Source organism: Mycolicibacterium septicum DSM 44393 (assembly GCF_000455325.1).
Lineage (GTDB): Bacteria > Actinomycetota > Actinomycetes > Mycobacteriales > Mycobacteriaceae > Mycobacterium > Mycobacterium septicum.
This window is the reverse complement of record NZ_HG322952.1, coordinates 920,620-936,630: the sequence shown is the minus strand read 5'-3', so window position 1 is coordinate 936,630 and position 16,011 is coordinate 920,620. Positions and strand designations below refer to the sequence as shown.

At 67.1% G+C, this 16,011-nt stretch carries 15 protein-coding genes; 8 read left to right on the top strand and 7 right to left on the bottom strand.

What is annotated here, in order from left to right; translation table 11 throughout:
• Positions 1 to 192: helix-turn-helix domain-containing protein (locus TX88_RS35325; protein ID WP_244438602.1), on the bottom strand; the 192-nt coding region annotated here is incomplete at its 3' end.
• A gap of 38 nt (positions 193 to 230) precedes the next feature.
• Complete coding sequence (locus tag TX88_RS24595) at positions 231 to 1,457, bottom strand: cytochrome P450 (RefSeq protein ID WP_209447105.1); 1,227 nt, start codon at positions 1,455 to 1,457, stop codon at positions 231 to 233.
• A gap of 109 nt (positions 1,458 to 1,566) precedes the next feature.
• On the opposite strand from TX88_RS24595, the gene purD reads away from it, so the two are divergent.
• A complete protein-coding gene (gene purD, locus TX88_RS24590) occupies positions 1,567 to 2,835 on the top strand; it encodes a phosphoribosylamine--glycine ligase (RefSeq protein WP_044520531.1) in 1,269 nt (422 codons plus the stop codon).
• Here the strand turns inward: purD and TX88_RS24585 are convergent.
• Positions 2,832 to 3,665: an alpha/beta hydrolase gene (locus TX88_RS24585; protein ID WP_044521870.1), complete on the bottom strand. Its 834-nt coding sequence runs from the start codon at positions 3,663 to 3,665 to the stop codon at positions 2,832 to 2,834. The genes purD and TX88_RS24585 overlap by 4 nt on opposite strands.
• Positions 3,666 to 3,791: 126 nt before the next feature.
• On the opposite strand from TX88_RS24585, the gene TX88_RS24580 reads away from it, so the two are divergent.
• Both TX88_RS24580 and TX88_RS24575 read left to right on the top strand, forming a co-directional pair.
• On the top strand, positions 3,792 to 4,430 hold the full coding sequence (locus TX88_RS24580; protein WP_044520530.1) for a TetR/AcrR family transcriptional regulator: 639 nt from the start codon (positions 3,792 to 3,794) through the stop codon (positions 4,428 to 4,430).
• 10 nt (positions 4,431 to 4,440) lie between these two features.
• A complete protein-coding gene (locus tag TX88_RS24575; protein WP_044520529.1) occupies positions 4,441 to 5,895 on the top strand; it encodes an APC family permease in 1,455 nt (484 codons plus the stop codon).
• On the opposite strand, the gene relZ is transcribed toward TX88_RS24575, so the two are convergent.
• Positions 5,892 to 7,616, bottom strand: a complete 1,725-nt coding sequence (gene relZ / locus TX88_RS24570) for a bifunctional ribonuclease/(p)ppGpp synthase (protein ID WP_044520528.1) — start codon at positions 7,614 to 7,616, stop codon at positions 5,892 to 5,894. The two genes, TX88_RS24575 and relZ, sit on opposite strands and share 4 nt — an antisense overlap.
• A 50-nt stretch (positions 7,617 to 7,666) precedes the next feature.
• Between relZ and purB the strand changes: the two genes are divergently transcribed.
• From purB to TX88_RS24555, 3 genes are read left to right on the top strand one after another with little or no spacing between them, the layout of a single operon-like run.
• Positions 7,667 to 9,085 (top strand): adenylosuccinate lyase, encoded by a 1,419-nt coding sequence (purB, locus tag TX88_RS24565; protein ID WP_044521869.1) that lies wholly within the window; start codon positions 7,667 to 7,669, stop codon positions 9,083 to 9,085.
• Between the two features lie 2 nt (positions 9,086 to 9,087).
• The gene (locus tag TX88_RS24560) at positions 9,088 to 10,305 is read left to right on the top strand and encodes a cytochrome P450 (RefSeq protein WP_044521868.1); all 1,218 of its coding nucleotides are present in this window, start codon (positions 9,088 to 9,090) and stop codon (positions 10,303 to 10,305) included.
• A gap of 32 nt (positions 10,306 to 10,337) precedes the next feature.
• Positions 10,338 to 10,937: a DUF1707 SHOCT-like domain-containing protein gene (locus TX88_RS24555; RefSeq protein WP_044520527.1), complete on the top strand. Its 600-nt coding sequence runs from the start codon at positions 10,338 to 10,340 to the stop codon at positions 10,935 to 10,937.
• Here the strand turns inward: TX88_RS24555 and TX88_RS24550 are convergent.
• Both TX88_RS24550 and TX88_RS24545 read right to left on the bottom strand, forming a co-directional pair.
• Positions 10,882 to 11,781: a type IV toxin-antitoxin system AbiEi family antitoxin domain-containing protein gene (locus TX88_RS24550; protein WP_044520526.1), complete on the bottom strand. Its 900-nt coding sequence runs from the start codon at positions 11,779 to 11,781 to the stop codon at positions 10,882 to 10,884. The two genes, TX88_RS24555 and TX88_RS24550, sit on opposite strands and share 56 nt — an antisense overlap.
• Positions 11,782 to 11,898: 117 nt before the next feature.
• The gene (locus TX88_RS24545) at positions 11,899 to 12,522 is read right to left on the bottom strand and encodes a hypothetical protein (protein WP_044520525.1); all 624 of its coding nucleotides are present in this window, start codon (positions 12,520 to 12,522) and stop codon (positions 11,899 to 11,901) included.
• Between the two features lie 30 nt (positions 12,523 to 12,552).
• Here TX88_RS24545 and TX88_RS24540 point away from each other — a divergent pair, with 30 nt between their 5' ends.
• Together TX88_RS24540 and TX88_RS24535 are read left to right on the top strand one after the other, a co-directional pair.
• On the top strand, positions 12,553 to 13,440 hold the full coding sequence (locus tag TX88_RS24540) for a phosphoribosylaminoimidazolesuccinocarboxamide synthase (RefSeq protein ID WP_044520523.1): 888 nt from the start codon (positions 12,553 to 12,555) through the stop codon (positions 13,438 to 13,440).
• On the top strand, positions 13,437 to 15,584 hold the full coding sequence (locus TX88_RS24535) for a S9 family peptidase (protein ID WP_044520522.1): 2,148 nt from the start codon (positions 13,437 to 13,439) through the stop codon (positions 15,582 to 15,584). Before TX88_RS24540 ends, TX88_RS24535 begins: the two co-directional genes overlap by 4 nt.
• Here the strand turns inward: TX88_RS24535 and TX88_RS24530 are convergent.
• Positions 15,513 to 15,959 carry a DoxX family protein gene (locus TX88_RS24530; RefSeq protein ID WP_044520519.1) on the bottom strand — a complete coding sequence of 149 codons (447 nt, stop codon included), beginning with the start codon at positions 15,957 to 15,959 and terminating at the stop codon, positions 15,513 to 15,515. The genes TX88_RS24535 and TX88_RS24530 overlap by 72 nt on opposite strands.
• Positions 15,960 to 16,011: the final 52 nt, after the last annotated feature.

Here is a 16,011-nt window from a genome sequence, read left to right as displayed (position 1 = left end):
CACCAGCAGGGCGTCGGTGCTGGGGAAATAGCGGTACACGGTCTGGCGGGTGACGCCGAGGGTGCGGGCCACGTCGGCGATCGAGAAGTCCGCACCTCGCTCGTCGATCGCCTTGCCGGCCGCGGCCAGGATCCGGGCAATCGCCTCTTCGTCGGTGGCCGGCGTCGAGCCGGCCCACCCGTGCGTTCGCATGGGCGAATCTTAGAACAACGGGCGAATCGCCCTGCCCGTCAACCGTGGTAGGAGACCGGCAGATCCTTGACGCCGTTGATCCACCCGGACCGGAGCCGTTGCGGCTCTGCCAGTTTGGTGATGTCGGGGATCTGGTTGGCGATCTCGTTGAACATCAGCTTGATCTCCATCCGTGCCAGGTTGGCGCCGATGCAGTAGTGCGCGCCGTTGCCGCCGAACGCCAGGTGCGGGTTGGGGTTGCGCAGGATGTCGAAGGTGAAGGGCGAGTCGAAGACTTCTTCGTCGTAGTTGGCCGAGCTGTAGAACAGGCCGACGCGCTGCCCGGCCTTCACGGTGACATCGCCGATCTGGGTGTCGACCAGGGCGGTGCGCTGGAAGCAGTGCACCGGGGTGGCCCAGCGGATGATCTCGTCGATCGCGGTCTCCGGGCGTTCGCGCTTGAAAAGTTCCCACTGGTCCGGGTTTTCGAGGAATGCGTTCATGCCGTGGGTCATGGCGTTGCGGGTGGTCTCGTTGCCGGCCACGGCCAGCAGGATCACGAAGAACGCGAATTCCACCTCGCCGAGCGAGTCCCCGTCGACGTCGGCCTGCACGAGTCGGGTCACGATGTCGTCGGCCGGACACTGACGCCGCTGCTCGGCCATGGTGTAGGCGTAGCCCATCAGTTCGGCGTTGGCCATCGTCGGATCGGCGTCGAAATCCGGGTCGTCGGTGTTCATGATGGCGTTGGTCCAGTGGAAGAGCTTCTCCCGGTCTTCCTCCGGGACGCCGATCAGGTCCGCGATGGCCAGCAGTGGCAACGGCATCGCCACTTCGTCGACGAAGTTACCGCTGTCCTTCTTGGCCGCCGCGGCGACGATGTCACGGGCCGCCACGGCCAGCTTCTCCTCAAGCGCTGCCACCGAACGCGGCGTGAACAGTCGCGACACCAGCTTGCGCAGCCGGGTGTGCTCGGGGGCGTCGTGGTTGATCAGCAGCGCCTTGGTGAGGTCGAGCTGGTCGGAGGTCACCCCTTCGGGCAGGCGCATGACGGCACCCTTGGCGTTGGTCGACCACACGGCGCCGCCGTCGCGGGAGATGGTCTTGATGTCCTCGTGGCGGGTGATCACCCAGTAGCCGCCGTCGTTGAAGATCGATTCGTCCTGCTCGTTCCACCACACCGGTGCGGTCTTGCGCAGTTCGGCGAACTCACGCACCGGGATTCCGCGGAGCAGGACGTCGGGATCGGTGAAGTCGTAACCGGCGCCGAACGGGCAGGCATTCATGGTGGTCAAGCCGGATCATCTCCTCATGTGACGGCGGGCACATTCCTTCGTTCGACCATACACTGTGGCGTCAAGTGTATGCCCGCAGGTTTCCCGCTACGCTACGACCGTGCGCGTCCTCGTTATCGGATCCGGTGCCCGTGAACACGCCCTGCTGCTGGCCCTGCGCCGCGACCCGCAGGTGGAGGAGTTGGCGGTGGCGCCCGGCAACGCCGGCACCCAGTCCATCGCCGATCAGTACGACGTCGACATCACCTCCGGTGAGGCCGTGGTCAAGCTGGCCCAGCGCCTCCAAAGCGACCTCGTGGTGATCGGCCCCGAGGTCCCGCTGGTACTCGGCGTGGCCGACGCCGTGCGGGCCGCGGGCATCGCCTGCTTCGGCGCGAGCAAGGACGCCGCCCGCATCGAGGGCTCGAAGGCCTTCGCCAAGGACGTCATGGCCGCGGCCGGGGTGCGTACCGCGAGCAGCGAGATCGTCGACAACCCCGCTCACCTCGACGCCGCGCTGGACCGCTTCGGTCCGCCCGCCGGCCAGGCCGCCTGGGTGGTCAAGGACGACGGTCTGGCCGCAGGCAAGGGCGTGGTGGTCAGCGCCGATCGCGACGCCGCCCGCGCCCATGCCGCCAGCCTGCTCGACTCCGGGCACCCGGTGCTGCTGGAGTCGTTCCTGGACGGTCCCGAGGTGTCGCTGTTCTGTGTGGTCGACGGCGCCACGGTGGTGCCGCTGCTGCCGGCACAGGACTTCAAGCGCGTCGGCGACGGAGACACGGGGCCGAACACCGGCGGGATGGGTGCGTATGCCCCGTTGCCCTGGCTGCCGGAATCGGTGAAGAACCAGATCGTCGATGAGGTGGTCAAACCCGTTGCGGCGGAACTGGTTGCGCGCGGCAGCTCGTTCTCGGGCCTGCTCTACGCCGGTTTGGCGATCACCTCGAACGGTCCGTCGGTGGTGGAGTTCAACTGCCGCTTCGGTGACCCGGAAACGCAATCGGTTCTGGCCCTGCTCGATTCGCCGCTGGGTCAACTGCTGAACGCCGCGGCCACCGGCGAGCTCGCCTCATTCGGCGACCTGCAGTGGCAAGACGGTTACGCCGTGACGGTCGTGGTGGCCGCGGAGAACTACCCGGGTCGGCCCCGCGTCGGCGACGTCATTCACGGATCGGAAGCCGATGGTGTGCTGCACGCCGGCACCGCGCGCCGCGAGGACGGCGAGGTGGTGTCCTCGGGCGGCCGCGTGCTCTCGGTGGTCGGCACCGGGCCGGACCTTGCTGCCGCCCGCGACGCGGCCTACACGCTCGTCAAGTCGATCCGGTTGCCGGGTAGCCACTTCCGCAGCGACATCGGACTGGCCGCCGCCGAAGGGCGCGTCACCCTCTAGGCGACGAGAAGCGGTGCCATCCAGGTGATCTCGGCGGGCAGCTGCGAACTCCAGAAGCTGCCGTCATGTCCGCCGGGGGAGAAGCCGCCGGCCGGGGGATTGGGCAGCTCGGCGATGAACTGCTTGGTGGCCGAATAGAACGGATCGCTGTTCCCGCAATCGATCCGGATCGGGATCGACCCCAGCGCGGGCTGACTCCAGACGCTGTTGGCGGCGTAGTCCGCCGCGCTGTCGAAGGCCCCGGGTGCCGCGGCCCCTGAGGATGTCCAGAGCGCCGGGCTGACCGCGCAGATCGCCGCGGTGCGCGCAGGCCCGAGCCGCGAGCCCAGCAGCAGCGCGCCGTAGCCGCCCATCGACCAGCCCAGGAACCCCACCCGCGAGGTGTCCAGGCCCTGATCACCGAGCATCGGAATCAGCTCGTCGAGCACCATCGCGCCCGAGTCCTCACCGGATGCGCGTTTGTGCCAATAACTTCCGCCGCCGTCGACCGCGACCACCGCGAACGGCGGCAGCCCGGCCGCCACCGCCTCGGCGAGGCCCTGTTCCACTCCGCCGGCCATCACACCGGCCGCATCCTGGCCTTTGCCGTGCAGGGCGATCACCGGGCGGAGTTTGCCAGTCTGGCCCGGTGGGCGCGCGATCGCCCAGTTGGTGTTCGTCCCGCCACGCGCGGCCGATACGAACGAGCCACTGGTGGATGTCGGGGCAGCCGCAGGGCTGGCGGGTGAGACAGGGGCGGAGGCGAGGGCTACAGCACCGGCGGCGCCGGCAGCCGCACCGACGCCGAGGCGCAGGACTGCGCGACGGGTCAAGTTGGGCATGCGGGCCATCTTGCCATCGACCGACATTGGCATCGGCCAGTGGCATTCCCGCGGCATTGCCGACGCGCCGGAAAAACCTGAGTAAAGCCTGATGATTGACCGAAAGCCCGATGTGGAGGGGGCCCGGCTGGCACCATGTGGAAGGTGACGGCAGCGGTCACTCCCAAAGGGGAGCGTAGGCGGTACGCCCTCGTCAGGGCGGCCGCTGAGTTGCTTTGCGAGGGCGGTTTCGACGCCGTCCGGCATCGTGCCGTGGCGCGCCGCGCCGGCCTCCCGCTGGCCTCGACGACGTACTACTTCTCCTCACTGGACGACCTCATCGCGAAGGCTGTCGAGTACATCGGAACCCGAGAAGCCGAACAACTCAGCGCCGGTGTGGCCGCGCTGTCGCGGCGGCGCCGCGGTGCCGAATCGACCGCCGACGTCCTCGTCGATTTGTTGCTCGGGGAATCCCCGGAGCGGCACGGGACGGAAGAGTTGATCTCGCGCTACGAGCGCTACATCGCCTGCGCCCGCCAGCCCGGGCTGCGCGATGTCCAGCGCCGCATACTGCAACAGCGCACAGACGCTGTGGTCGAGGTGGTGGAACGCTCGGGCCGCTCGGTGCGCGGCGAACTGGTCACAGCGTTGGTGCGTGCGGTTGATGGGGCAGTCGTGGCATCGTTGGTCGACGAAGGGGAGGGGCCCAGAGCCAGTGCCCGCGCCACGTTGATCGACGTCATCGACGTGCTGGCGCCCGTCGACGAACGGGCGGGTACGCGTCTGACCGGCTGAAGGAGGGGGAATGTCGCAACCCGCAACCGCGGAGGAGCCACAGCTCAAGCGGGTGATGGGGCCCGGATTATTACTGCTGTTCGTCGTCGGCGACATCCTCGGCACGGGTGTCTATGCGCTGACCGGGCAGGTTGCCAAGGAGGTCGGCGGCGCCGCATGGGTGCCATTCCTCGCGGCGTTCCTGATCGCCACCATCACCGCGTTCAGCTACCTCGAGCTGGTCACCAAGTATCCACAGGCCGCCGGCGCAGCCCTGTACGCGCACAAGGCATTTGGCGTCCACTTCGTCACGTTCCTGGTGGCGTTCATCGTGATGTGCTCCGGAATCACCTCGGCCTCAACGGCTTCGCGGTTCTTCGCGATCAGCTTCTTCGACGCGATAGAAGTCAACTTCGGGCAGTTCTTCACCGATCACGTCGCCCACCTGAAGGTGGTCGGCGTCATCCTCCTCGCGCTTCTGTTCATGGCCTTGATCGCCGCGGTGAATCTGCGCGGCGTCAGTGAAAGTGTCAAGCTGAACGTAGTTCTGACGTTCATCGAGATCACCGGCCTGGTGCTCGTGGTCGCCGTGGGATTGTGGGCGATCGTCAGCGGGGTGGACGTCGACTTCTCCCGCGTCGTCGCATTCGACACCTCCGGGGAGAAGAACGCCTTCGTGGCGGTCACCGCGGCGACGTCGCTGGCCTTCTTCGCGATGGTCGGGTTCGAGGACTCGGTCAACATGGCGGAGGAGACCAAGGATCCGGTGCGGATCTTCCCGAAGGTCTTGTTGACCGGTCTGGGTATCGCCGGCCTGGTCTACGTCGTGGTTGCCGTCATCGCGGTCGCGCTGGTGCCGGTCGGAACGCTCGCCGAGTCCGACTCCTCCCCGCTGGTGAAGGTGATGGAGGCCGCCGCACCGGGGCTCCCGTTCTCGAACATCCTGCCCATCATCTCGATGTTCGCCGTATCGAACACTGCCTTGATCAACATGTTGATGGCCAGTCGCCTGATCTACGGCATGGCCCGCCAGCACGTGTTGCCCCCGATGCTCGGTACGGTGCACCCGAAGCGGCACACGCCCTGGGTGGCAATCGTTTTCACCACGCTCATCGCATTCGGGCTGATTTTCTACGTGTCGGCGTTCGCAAGTGGTGACACCGTCGCGATCCTCGGCGGCACGACCTCACTGCTGCTGCTCGCAGTCTTTTCGGTCGTCAACGTGGCGGTCCTGGTGCTGCGCCGGGATGTGCGAAAAGAGGGTGGGCACTTCAAGACTCCGACCGTGCTGCCCGTCATCGGCTTCATCGCCTCGATGTATCTGGTGCTGCCGACCTCTGGGCGGCCCGGCGTGCAGTATGTGCTCGCGCTGGCGTTGGTCGCCACCGGAGTGGTGCTCTTCGTGATCACCAAGATGATCAACAAGCAGCTGGGTATCACTGGGCCCGGGATCACCGACCCGACCCACCTCGCCGACGCGCCCTAGGAATCTTTACGCAGCTTTTCAATCCGGTTCTGCAGCAGAGCGATCCGGTGCGCGTTTCCGTCCAGCTCGATGTAGCGGTCGTCGAACACGGCCAGCAATGCGTCGTCCAGGCGACGCACCGCGCCCGGCGGGTACCGGTAGTCCATCAGCCGGTTGATCTCGTCGGTGTCCACCGAATCCAGCACGGTCGTCAGCGCATCCAGTGAGGTGATGCCGAGCTCGAGCAGCAATCCCGAGATCCAGCCGTAGTGGTCCGTGCGTGACCAGCCGGCGTCGGGGAAGCGGTTGCCCAGGTAGGTGGCCAGCACCGGGGTGGCGATGCGCGCGTCCGAAGAGAACCCCGGGGACCCGGTGCCCTCGTCGTCGGTCATGGTGAGTCGCAGGCGTTCCCGGATCTCGGTGAACTCGCGGTCGGCCAGCTCCAGCAGCCCGGCGGCCAGTGTGAATCGGCGGTCCAGTTCGCTGACGTGCTCGGCCGGTATCGAACCCTTGTACCGCACGTCATGCTCGAACTCGGCCCACGCGTGCTGCAGCACGGTACGCACCTGGATGGACGCCGGATACTGTTCGCCTTCGACCCCGAACAGCAGGTGCCGGCTCGCGTAGCCCCACCGGCCCTGACGGGCGGTCTGCAGACCCATGTCCTGGTCGTCGAGCAGCCGCATCTCCTCGGCCAGCAGATTGGCCACCGCGTCCACGTCCTCACGCAGATAGGTGATGACGCGCAGGCCAACCTGATCGGTGATCTCCACCAGCGGATCGGTGTACATCGGAGTGCCGTCGGCCGCACGGCGGTTGGCTTTCATGGCGAACGAATCGACGCTCTTGGTGCGGGCCGTGATGCTGAGGTAGTTGATGCCTGCCTCGTCGAGCAGGCTGGTGACCAGCTTGAGGTACTGCTCGGTGGCCGCCACCAGGTCCGGGCGCCGGGCGGCGTATTCGGCGACAGCCGTCGACGGCGCCGCCTCGCGGAGCGGCGCGGGTCGAGGCCGCGGCAGGCGAGATGCGGGCAGGGACGGCGTGACGATGTAGCCCGAGGCGTAATCGCCGTAGATCGTCACATCCTCGGGCCGGTGGTACCAGTACAGCGCGATGTAGGCGCACAGCAGGGCGTCGACGGGGTCCTCGTCGCGATCGAGCTGCCCCGGCCGGGTGGCAGCCTCGATCCGCTTGCGCAGTTCCACCCAGCTGACATTGCGGTTCGCCCGCAGCCGCGGCGTCGCCCCGTCGAGCTCCTCGATGAACGTCATCAGCCGCAGAAGTTCGCGCTGCCGGTCGCCGAACGCACCGCGCTTGTATTTCAAGGTCTTGTCGAGCCCGAAGAGCACGACGCTCGCGGGGTGTGGATAGACCTCGATCGCGCGACGGTTGGACAGCGACGACGGATCCATGTCGAGGCCCAGGGCCGACGCGATCCGCGCCCCACGCGGATGCTTGAACTCGGGTCGCTCGGTGAACGCCGGGCGTGCCCCGGCGTCGAACCGCTGGAAGTCCCGGTTGAGATCCCGTTCGCACGGTCGGTGGCCCGTCGGGTTCTTCACGATCAGCGGCGCATCGATGGCAACCAGGCAGTCGCCGCTGACGTAAGGCTCTATGGCCGCGGCGATATCGTCGTCGTCCTGCGCCACACCGACGTGGAGGACCCGCCCACCGGAGTCGATGGCGGCCACGCCCGTCTGGTTCTTCTCGCCCCACGCGAGGTCGAGTCCGACGAAGTACATCCGTCCACTGTCTCATTGGTACCGCGGCCTGGGCCGTAAGCTGTGTGTTCGTGACGATCCCGAATGTTCTGGCCAACCGCTACGCCAGCGACGAAATGGTCGCGATCTGGTCGCCGGAGGCCAAGATCGTCGCCGAACGCCGACTCTGGCTCGCCGTGCTGCGTGCGCAGGCCGAGCTGGGCGTCCCGGTGCCCGACGGCGTGATCGACGACTACGAGCGGGTCCTGGAGAACGTCGACCTCGCATCGATCGCGGCGCGCGAGCGCGTCACCCGCCACGACGTCAAGGCGCGCATCGAGGAGTTCAACGCGCTGGCCGGACACGAGCACGTCCACAAGGGCATGACCAGCCGCGACCTCACCGAGAATGTCGAACAGCTGCAGATCCGCAGCTCGCTTGAGCTGGTGTTCGCCCACGGCGTCGCGGTGGTGGCCCGGCTGGCCGAGCGCTCCGTCGTCTACCGCGATCTGGTGATGGCCGGCCGGTCGCACAATGTGGCGGCTCAGGCCACCACGCTGGGCAAGCGGTTCGCCTCGGCCGCCGAAGAGACGCTGGTGGCGCTGACCCGGTTGCGTGAGCTGATCGACCGCTACCCGCTGCGCGGCATCAAGGGGCCGATGGGCACCGCCCAGGACATGCTCGACCTGTTCGACGGGGACACCTCCAAGCTCGCCGAGCTGGAACGGCGTGTCGCCCAATTCCTGGGATTCACAGAGGTTTTCACCAGCGTCGGGCAGGTGTACCCGCGCTCGCTGGACCACGATGTGCTCTCGGCGCTGGTGCAGGTGGGTGCCGGGCCGTCCTCGCTGGCGCACACCATCCGGCTGATGGCCGGCCACGAGCTCGTCACCGAAGGCTTCGCGCCCGGTCAGGTCGGCTCCTCGGCCATGCCGCACAAGATGAACACCCGGTCGTGTGAACGGGTCAACGGCCTGCAGGTGGTGCTGCGCGGCTACGCCTCGATGGCCGCCGAGCTGGCCGGTGCGCAGTGGAACGAGGGCGACGTGTTCTGCTCGGTGGTGCGCCGCGTGGCGCTGCCGGACGGGTTCTTCGCCATCGACGGGCAGACCGAGACGTTCCTGACCGTGCTCGACGAGTTCGGCGCCTACCCGGCGGTGATCCAGCGGGAGCTGGATCGCTACCTGCCGTTCCTGGCCACCACCCGGATCCTGATCGCCGCGGTGCGCGCCGGCGTGGGCCGCGAAACCGCGCACGAGGTGATCAAGGAGCACGCCGTCGCCGTCGCACTGGACATGCGTGAGCGCGGCCTGGAGCCCGACCTGCTGGACCGGCTGGCCGCCGACCCGCGGCTGCCGCTGGACCGGGCGGCCCTGGAAGCCGCGCTGGCCGACAAGCAGGCCTTCACCGGAGCCGCCGGCGCCCAGGTCGACGGAGTCGTCGCGGCCGTCGACGAACTGGTCAGCCGCTACCCCGAAGCCGCCAAGTACACCTCGGGTGCCATCTTGTGAGCTTGGCGGCCGACCTCACCGACCTGGACAACTTCGCTGCCGGTTTTCCGCACGAATTGTTCGCCGCGCACCGTCGCGAAGCCCCGGTGTACTGGCACTCGGCGACCGAACACACGCCGGATGACGAAGGGTTCTGGTCGGTGGCCACCCACGCCGAAACCCTTGCGGTGCTGCGTGATGCGGAGACCTACTCATCGGTGACCGGCGGCACCCGGCCCTACGGCGGCACGCTGCTGCAGGATCTGGCCATCGCCGGCCAGGTGCTCAACATGATGGACGACCCGCGGCACTCCGAGATCCGCCGGCTGGTCAGCTCCGGGCTGACGCCACGGATGATCCGGCGGGTCGAAGACGATCTGCGGGCCCGGACACGCCGGTTGCTCGACGGGATCGAGCCTGGGGTGGGGTTTGATTTCCTGGTCGACGTGGCCGCCGAGCTGCCCATGCAGATGATCTGCATACTGCTGGGAGTGCCTGAATCCGAACGGCATTGGCTGTTCCACGCGATCGAGCCGCAGTTCGACTTCGGCGGCTCGCGTTCTGCGGCCATGGCGCAGATGTCGGCCGAAGAAGCCGGTTCGCGGATGTACACCTACGGCCAGGAACTCATCGCCGCCAAACGTGCCGAGCCGACCGACGACATGCTCTCGGTGGTGGCCAACGCATTCCGCGATGATGAAGCCGCGGCGCTGTCTGATCTGGAGCTGTACCTGTTCTTCAGCCTGCTGTTCAGCGCGGGTGCCGAGACCACGCGCAACTCGGTGGCGGGCGGGCTGCTGGCCCTGATCGAAAACCCTTCGCAGATGGCGTTGTTGCGTGACGATCTCGGCGAACTGCCCACGGCGATCGAAGAGATGGTGCGCTGGACCTCGCCGTCACCGTCCAAGCGTCGCACCGCGACCCGCGCCGTGACGTTGGGCGGCTGTGACATCGAAGCCGGGCAGAAGGTGCAGGTCTGGGAAGGGTCGGCGAACCGGGACCCGCTGGTGTTCTCCGCTCCCGACACCTTCGACATCACGCGTAAGCCCAACCCGCACTTGGGTTTCGGCTACGGCATCCACTACTGCCTGGGCGCCAACCTGGCCCGGCTGGAGTTGCGGGTGCTGTTCGAGGAACTGCTGTCGCGGTTCTCCTCGGCACGTCTGGTCAAGCCTGTCGAATGGACCCGCAGCAACCGGCACACCGGTATCCGACACATGGTGGTGGAGCTCGGGGCGTGAAACCCGGGGCGTCGTTCGCCTAACCTCGGAGCATGGACTCAGGCCAGGACGACCATCTTCGAGTCTCAGACGCCGAGCGCGCGAAGGTGGGACAACTGCTCGAACGCGCGGTAGCCGAGGGCATGATCACCCTCGACGAGTTCAGCGAGCGCTACGACGCCGCACTGGCCGCCCGCACTCGCGGCGAGTTGGCCGCCGTGGTGGCGGACCTGCCGATCGCATCACCGCCGATGGTCCCGGCATCGCACCTGCCGACGGCGGCGCCAGAGGAACTGCGTGGCTGGATGTCCTCGATCGTGCGGCGCGGACAGTGGCGGGTGGCTCCCTCCCTGCACCTCAACACCCGGCTGTGCAGCACGACCCTCGACTTCAGCTCGGCGGTGCTGCCCGGGCCTGTGGTGGAGATCGTCATCGACGACTACTGCAGCTCGACGGAGCTCATCGTGCCCCCGTCGGCCACCGCCGATCTGAATGCAGTCAACGCCATCGCCGGCAGCGCCACGGTCAAGGTCCGCACCAGCCCGCCGTCGGATCAGCTGCACCTCGTCGTGCGTGGCAGGGTGCGGATGGGTTCGGTCACCGTGCGGCACCCGTTCGGAAGCTGGCTGAAGCGCCTGAGCGGCACTCGATAGCGAAACGGATCTCGGCGATCACCCGCTGCGGATACTCGGTCAGATCCAGCCAGGTGAATCGCAGCACCTGCCAGCCCATCAGCGCGATCTCGTTCTGCCTGACGCGGTCATGCTGAAAATCCGCCTGATCGCTGTGGAACGCCCAGCCGTCGGTCTCGATCGCGAGTTTGTGGGCGGGGAAGGCCACGTCGATCACGTATCGGCCCAGGCGGTAGTTGGCCTTCCACCCAGTGATCTGGGCTTCTCTGAGCAGCTTGATCAGCAGACGTTCGGCTTCTGAACGTGCTCCGTCGGCCGCGGCGATGAGCAGCCTGCGGGCGGCGGGCGAGCCGTGCCTGCCCTTGTTGCGCAGATGCGCCCGCCACAGGTCACGCAGTTCGGTGTGGCGCTGCAACGCACTGTCCATGAGCTTGGCGCCGCCACCTCGCCGGGCCGCGGCTTCGACCACGGTCAGCGCCAGGGCGGTGACTCGCAGCCCGCGGCGTTCCACGATGTCGGCGGGATCGAGATCGCGCCGGCGCAGCTTGGTGCCAGGGTGCACGCGTAGGCGACTGGCATGCGGCGTCGTCGCTTCGACGATTTCCGGCGGGTATTTGGTGATCCCGTGCCACCATGCGGCGGCCAACCCGGTTGCGACTGCGTGCCGGCCATACGACCACACACCCACCCGGACGCGGGCGCTGTCGGTGAACGGTCTGTCGTCGACGAAGTACACACCGCGGGCGCAGCGGATCCAGCGACCTGTCCTTACACGGGAATCGACCATGTCCTGGGTGAGCCCTGCCTGCTTGGCCTGAGGCAGGGTGACCACCCCGTCGTGATCACGCAGAAAGTCGTCAAGCACGCAGTTTGGACGGAGTTCCCCTGTCAACTGGTTCCCACCCCAGTGATTTGTGGAGTTTCAACCGTGCGGGTGACGGCTAAGACTCCACAAATCGCTGGGGGTGGGGGTGGGTGAGGGCTAGTCGATGCGGCGCAGGCGCATGCCGGCCGAGCGCAGCTCAAGGGCGGCCAGGCCGCGAATGGCGCGCTGGTCTTGACTGCGCCAGGCGCCGACAGGGTCATCGGACACCGCCGTCAGCTTGGCCAATGGCCGATTGGCCAGCGCCCGCAGCGCCAGCAGCTGTTCCCCGGCGGCGGTCGAGGCCAGGGTGATCGCGGTCCACTTGCGCCGGAAGAACCGCACCCGCAGATACAGCCAGGGCATCGCCACGAACAGGATCGGCGCGGCGGCCACCGCCAGGGCCAGCACCCAGGCCAGCCAGCTCGCGGTGCTGTCCAGGTTGGCGCCCGCACCGGCGATGTCGAGGGCCGCTTCACTGGCAGCGCGCAGCGGCTTGCTCAGCGTGTCACCGATCAAGGGAACGCTGTCGGTGCTGTCACCAGCGGATCCCAGGTTGTCAGCAACCCCGTTGGCGCCGCTCTGGACCTGCCTGCCGACCTCGGCGATGGTCGACACCGCCGAATGTACGGCCAATCCCACCAATATCCACACCGCGGTCCAGGCGATCACGGCGGCATCGCTGAACAACTGGGCCAACAAGCGGCCGGGTCTGCTGGCATAGGGCAGGTACCGCGATCTCATGAGACCGATCCCAACACATAGGCTGGCCCAATGCGCCCTGCTCTGTCCGACTACCAGCACCTGGCCAGCGGGAAAGTCCGCGAGTTGTACCGCATCGACGACCAGCACCTGCTGTTCGTGGCGACCGACCGCATCTCGGCCTACGACTATGTCCTCGACTCGCAGATCCCGGACAAGGGCCGGATCCTGACGGCGATGAGCGTGTTCTTCTTCGACCTGATCAGCGCGCCCAACCATCTGGCCGGCCCGCCGGACGACGAGCGCATCCCCGAAGAGGTGTTGGGCCGTGCGCTGGTGGTGAAGCAACTGAAGATGCTGCCGGTGGAGTGTGTGGCCCGCGGCTACCTGACCGGCTCGGGGCTGCTCGACTACCAGGCGTCGGGTTCGGTATGCGGTATCCCGCTGCCGCCGGGTCTGGGGGAGGCGAGCAAGTTCGACGAGCCGCTGTTCACCCCGGCCACCAAGGCCGACATCGGCGAGCACGACGAGAACATCTCGTACGACACCGTGATCGAACTGGTCGGGCCCGTGCTGGCCAGCCAGCTGAAGGAACGCACGCTGCAGACCTACGTGCAGGGTGCGAACCACGCCCTGACCAAGGGCATCATCATCGCCGACACGAAGTTCGAGTTCGGTGTCGACGAGCACGGCAACGTGGTGCTGGCCGATGAGGTGTTCACCCCGGATTCGTCCCGGTACTGGCGCGCCCAGACCTATCAGCAGGGTGAGGTCCAGGACAGCTTCGACAAGCAGTTCGTCCGGAACTGGCTGACCGGGCCCAACTCTGGCTGGGACCGCCACGGCGACACCCCGCCGCCACCGTTGCCCGAGGAGATCGTGGCAGCCACCCGGGACCGGTACATCGAGGCATACGAACGGATTTCGGGCCTGCAGTTCGAGGATTGGATCGGCGCATGACACAGTCCGTACAGCCGCCGGTCGCCAAGCGCGGCAACCACCGTCGTGAGCATCACGGTGACGTGTTCATCGACCCCTACGAATGGTTGCGCGACAAGGACAACCCCGAGGTGATCGCGCACCTGGAGGCCGAGAACGCCTACGCCGAGGTCGCCACCGCTCATCTGGAGCCGTTGCGGCAGAAGATCTTCGACGAGATCAAGGCCCGCACCAAGGAAACCGATCTGTCGGTGCCGATGCGCCGGTCCGGCTGGTGGTACTACGCGCGCAGCTTCGAGGGCAAGCAGTACGCGGTGCACTGCCGATGCCCGATCGGCGATCCCGACGACTGGACGCCACCGGCGCTCGACGAGGGCGCCGAGATCCCCGGTGAGCAGATTCTGCTCGACGAGAACGTCGAGGCCGACGGCCACGAGTACTTCTCGCTCGGCGCGGCCACGGTGAGCCTGGACGGCAACATCCTGGCGTACTCCGTCGACGTCAAGGGCGACGAGCGATACACCTTGAAGTTCAAGGATTTACGCACCGGCGAGCACTACGACGACACGATCGCCGGGATCGGCGCCGGCGGCACCTGGGCCGCCGACAGCCGCACGCTGTACTACACGACGGTCGATGACGCCTGGCGGCCCGACACCGTGTGGCGGCACAGGTTGGCTTCCGGCCTGCCGTCGGAGAAGGTGTATCACGAACCCGACGAACGGTTCTGGGTCGCGATCGGGCGCAGCCGCAGCGACAAGTACCTGTTCGTCGCATCGGGCAGCGCCGTCACCACCGAGGTCCGCTACATCGACGCCAACGACCCGACGGCGGAGTTCACCACGGTGTGGGAGCGTCGCGACCTGGTGGAGTACTCCGTCGAGCACGCCGTGGTCGCGGGCGAGGACCGGTTCCTGATCCTGCACAACGACGGTGCCGAGAACTTCATGTTGGTGGAGGCCCCGGTCAGCGACCCGAGCGATTTCCGCACCCTGATCGAGCATCGCTCCGATGTGCGTCTGGACGGTGTCGACGCGTTCGACGGGCTCCTGGTGATCAGTTACCGCAGCGAGGCATTGCCGAAGATGGCACTGTGGCCGCTCACCGCGGACGGTTACGGTACGCGCGAGGAACTGACCTTCGATTCCGAGCTGACCGCCGCGGGGATGGGCGGAAACCCGAACTGGTCCTCACCGAAGTTGCGGATCGGCGCGACCTCGTTCATCACCCCGGCGCGGATATACGACCTCGACCTCGCCACCGGTGAGCGCACGCTGCTGCGCGAGCAGCCGGTGCTGGGTGGCTACCGGCCGGAAGACTATGTGGAACGCCGGGATTGGGCGACGGCACCCGATGGGGCGCAGGTTCCGATCTCGATCATTCACCGGGCCGGGTTGCAGTTCCCGGCGCCGGCGTTGCTCTACGGCTACGGCGCCTACGAGTCGTGTGAGGATCCGCGATTCTCGATCGCCCGGTTGTCGTTGCTGGACCGCGGCATGGTGTTCGTGATCGCGCATGTGCGCGGCGGAGGCGAGCTGGGACGGCCGTGGTACGAGCACGGCAAGCTGCTGGAGAAGACGAACACGTTCACCGATTTCATCGCGGCGGCACGCCATCTCGTCGATGGCGGCGTGACCCGCCCGCAGAATCTGGTGGCTCTCGGCGGCAGTGCCGGCGGATTGTTGATGGGCGCCGTGGCCAACATGGCCCCGGAACTGTTCGCCGGGATTCTGGCCCAGGTGCCGTTCGTCGATGCGCTGACGACCATCCTGGACCCGTCGCTCCCGTTGACCGTCACGGAGTGGGACGAGTGGGGAAATCCGTTGGACGACCCCGAGGTCTACCGCTACATGAAGGCCTACACGCCCTACGAGAACGTGGCGGCCCAGGACTACCCGGCGATTCTGGCGATGACCTCGCTCAATGACACCCGGGTGTACTACGTGGAGCCGGCCAAATGGGTTGCCGCACTCCGGCATACCAAGACCGACGGTCATCCCGTACTGCTCAAGACCGAGATGGTGGCCGGTCACGGCGGCCTGTCCGGGCGCTACGAGCGGTGGAAGGAAGCGGCGTTCCAATACGCCTGGCTGCTAGCTGCCGCCGACAGCGACAACCACGGCAGCGGCCAGGTAGACAGCCTCTTCGGCGGTCCGGACACCTAACCGCGAGGTCATCGACTTCGGCGGGTTGGGCATCCTGGCCGCATACACATTGGCCGGGAACATGGCCAGCATGAGCAGGAACAGGCACACGGCTGCGGCGACCCGGGTGGGCGGGTAGAGCAGGCCCGTGGCGCCGGCCAGCTCCAGCACGCCGGTGACCGTCACCTGTGCGGCCGGGGCGGGCAGCGCCGGCGGCACGATGGCGATCATGTCGCGCCGCAACGGATTGACGAAGTGCGCGACGCCGGTCATCACGAACATCGCGGCCAGTCCGACCGCTATTGCCTCGGGCCAACCGTCGAGATAGTCCACGCCCAGCATGCCGATCACCCGGGCGGCCAGGCTACCCAGAATCAGGGTCAGGAAGACGGCCATCGAAGCTCCGATCTTGTCGGTGTCTAGATCGCCACGCTACGCCGAATCTAGG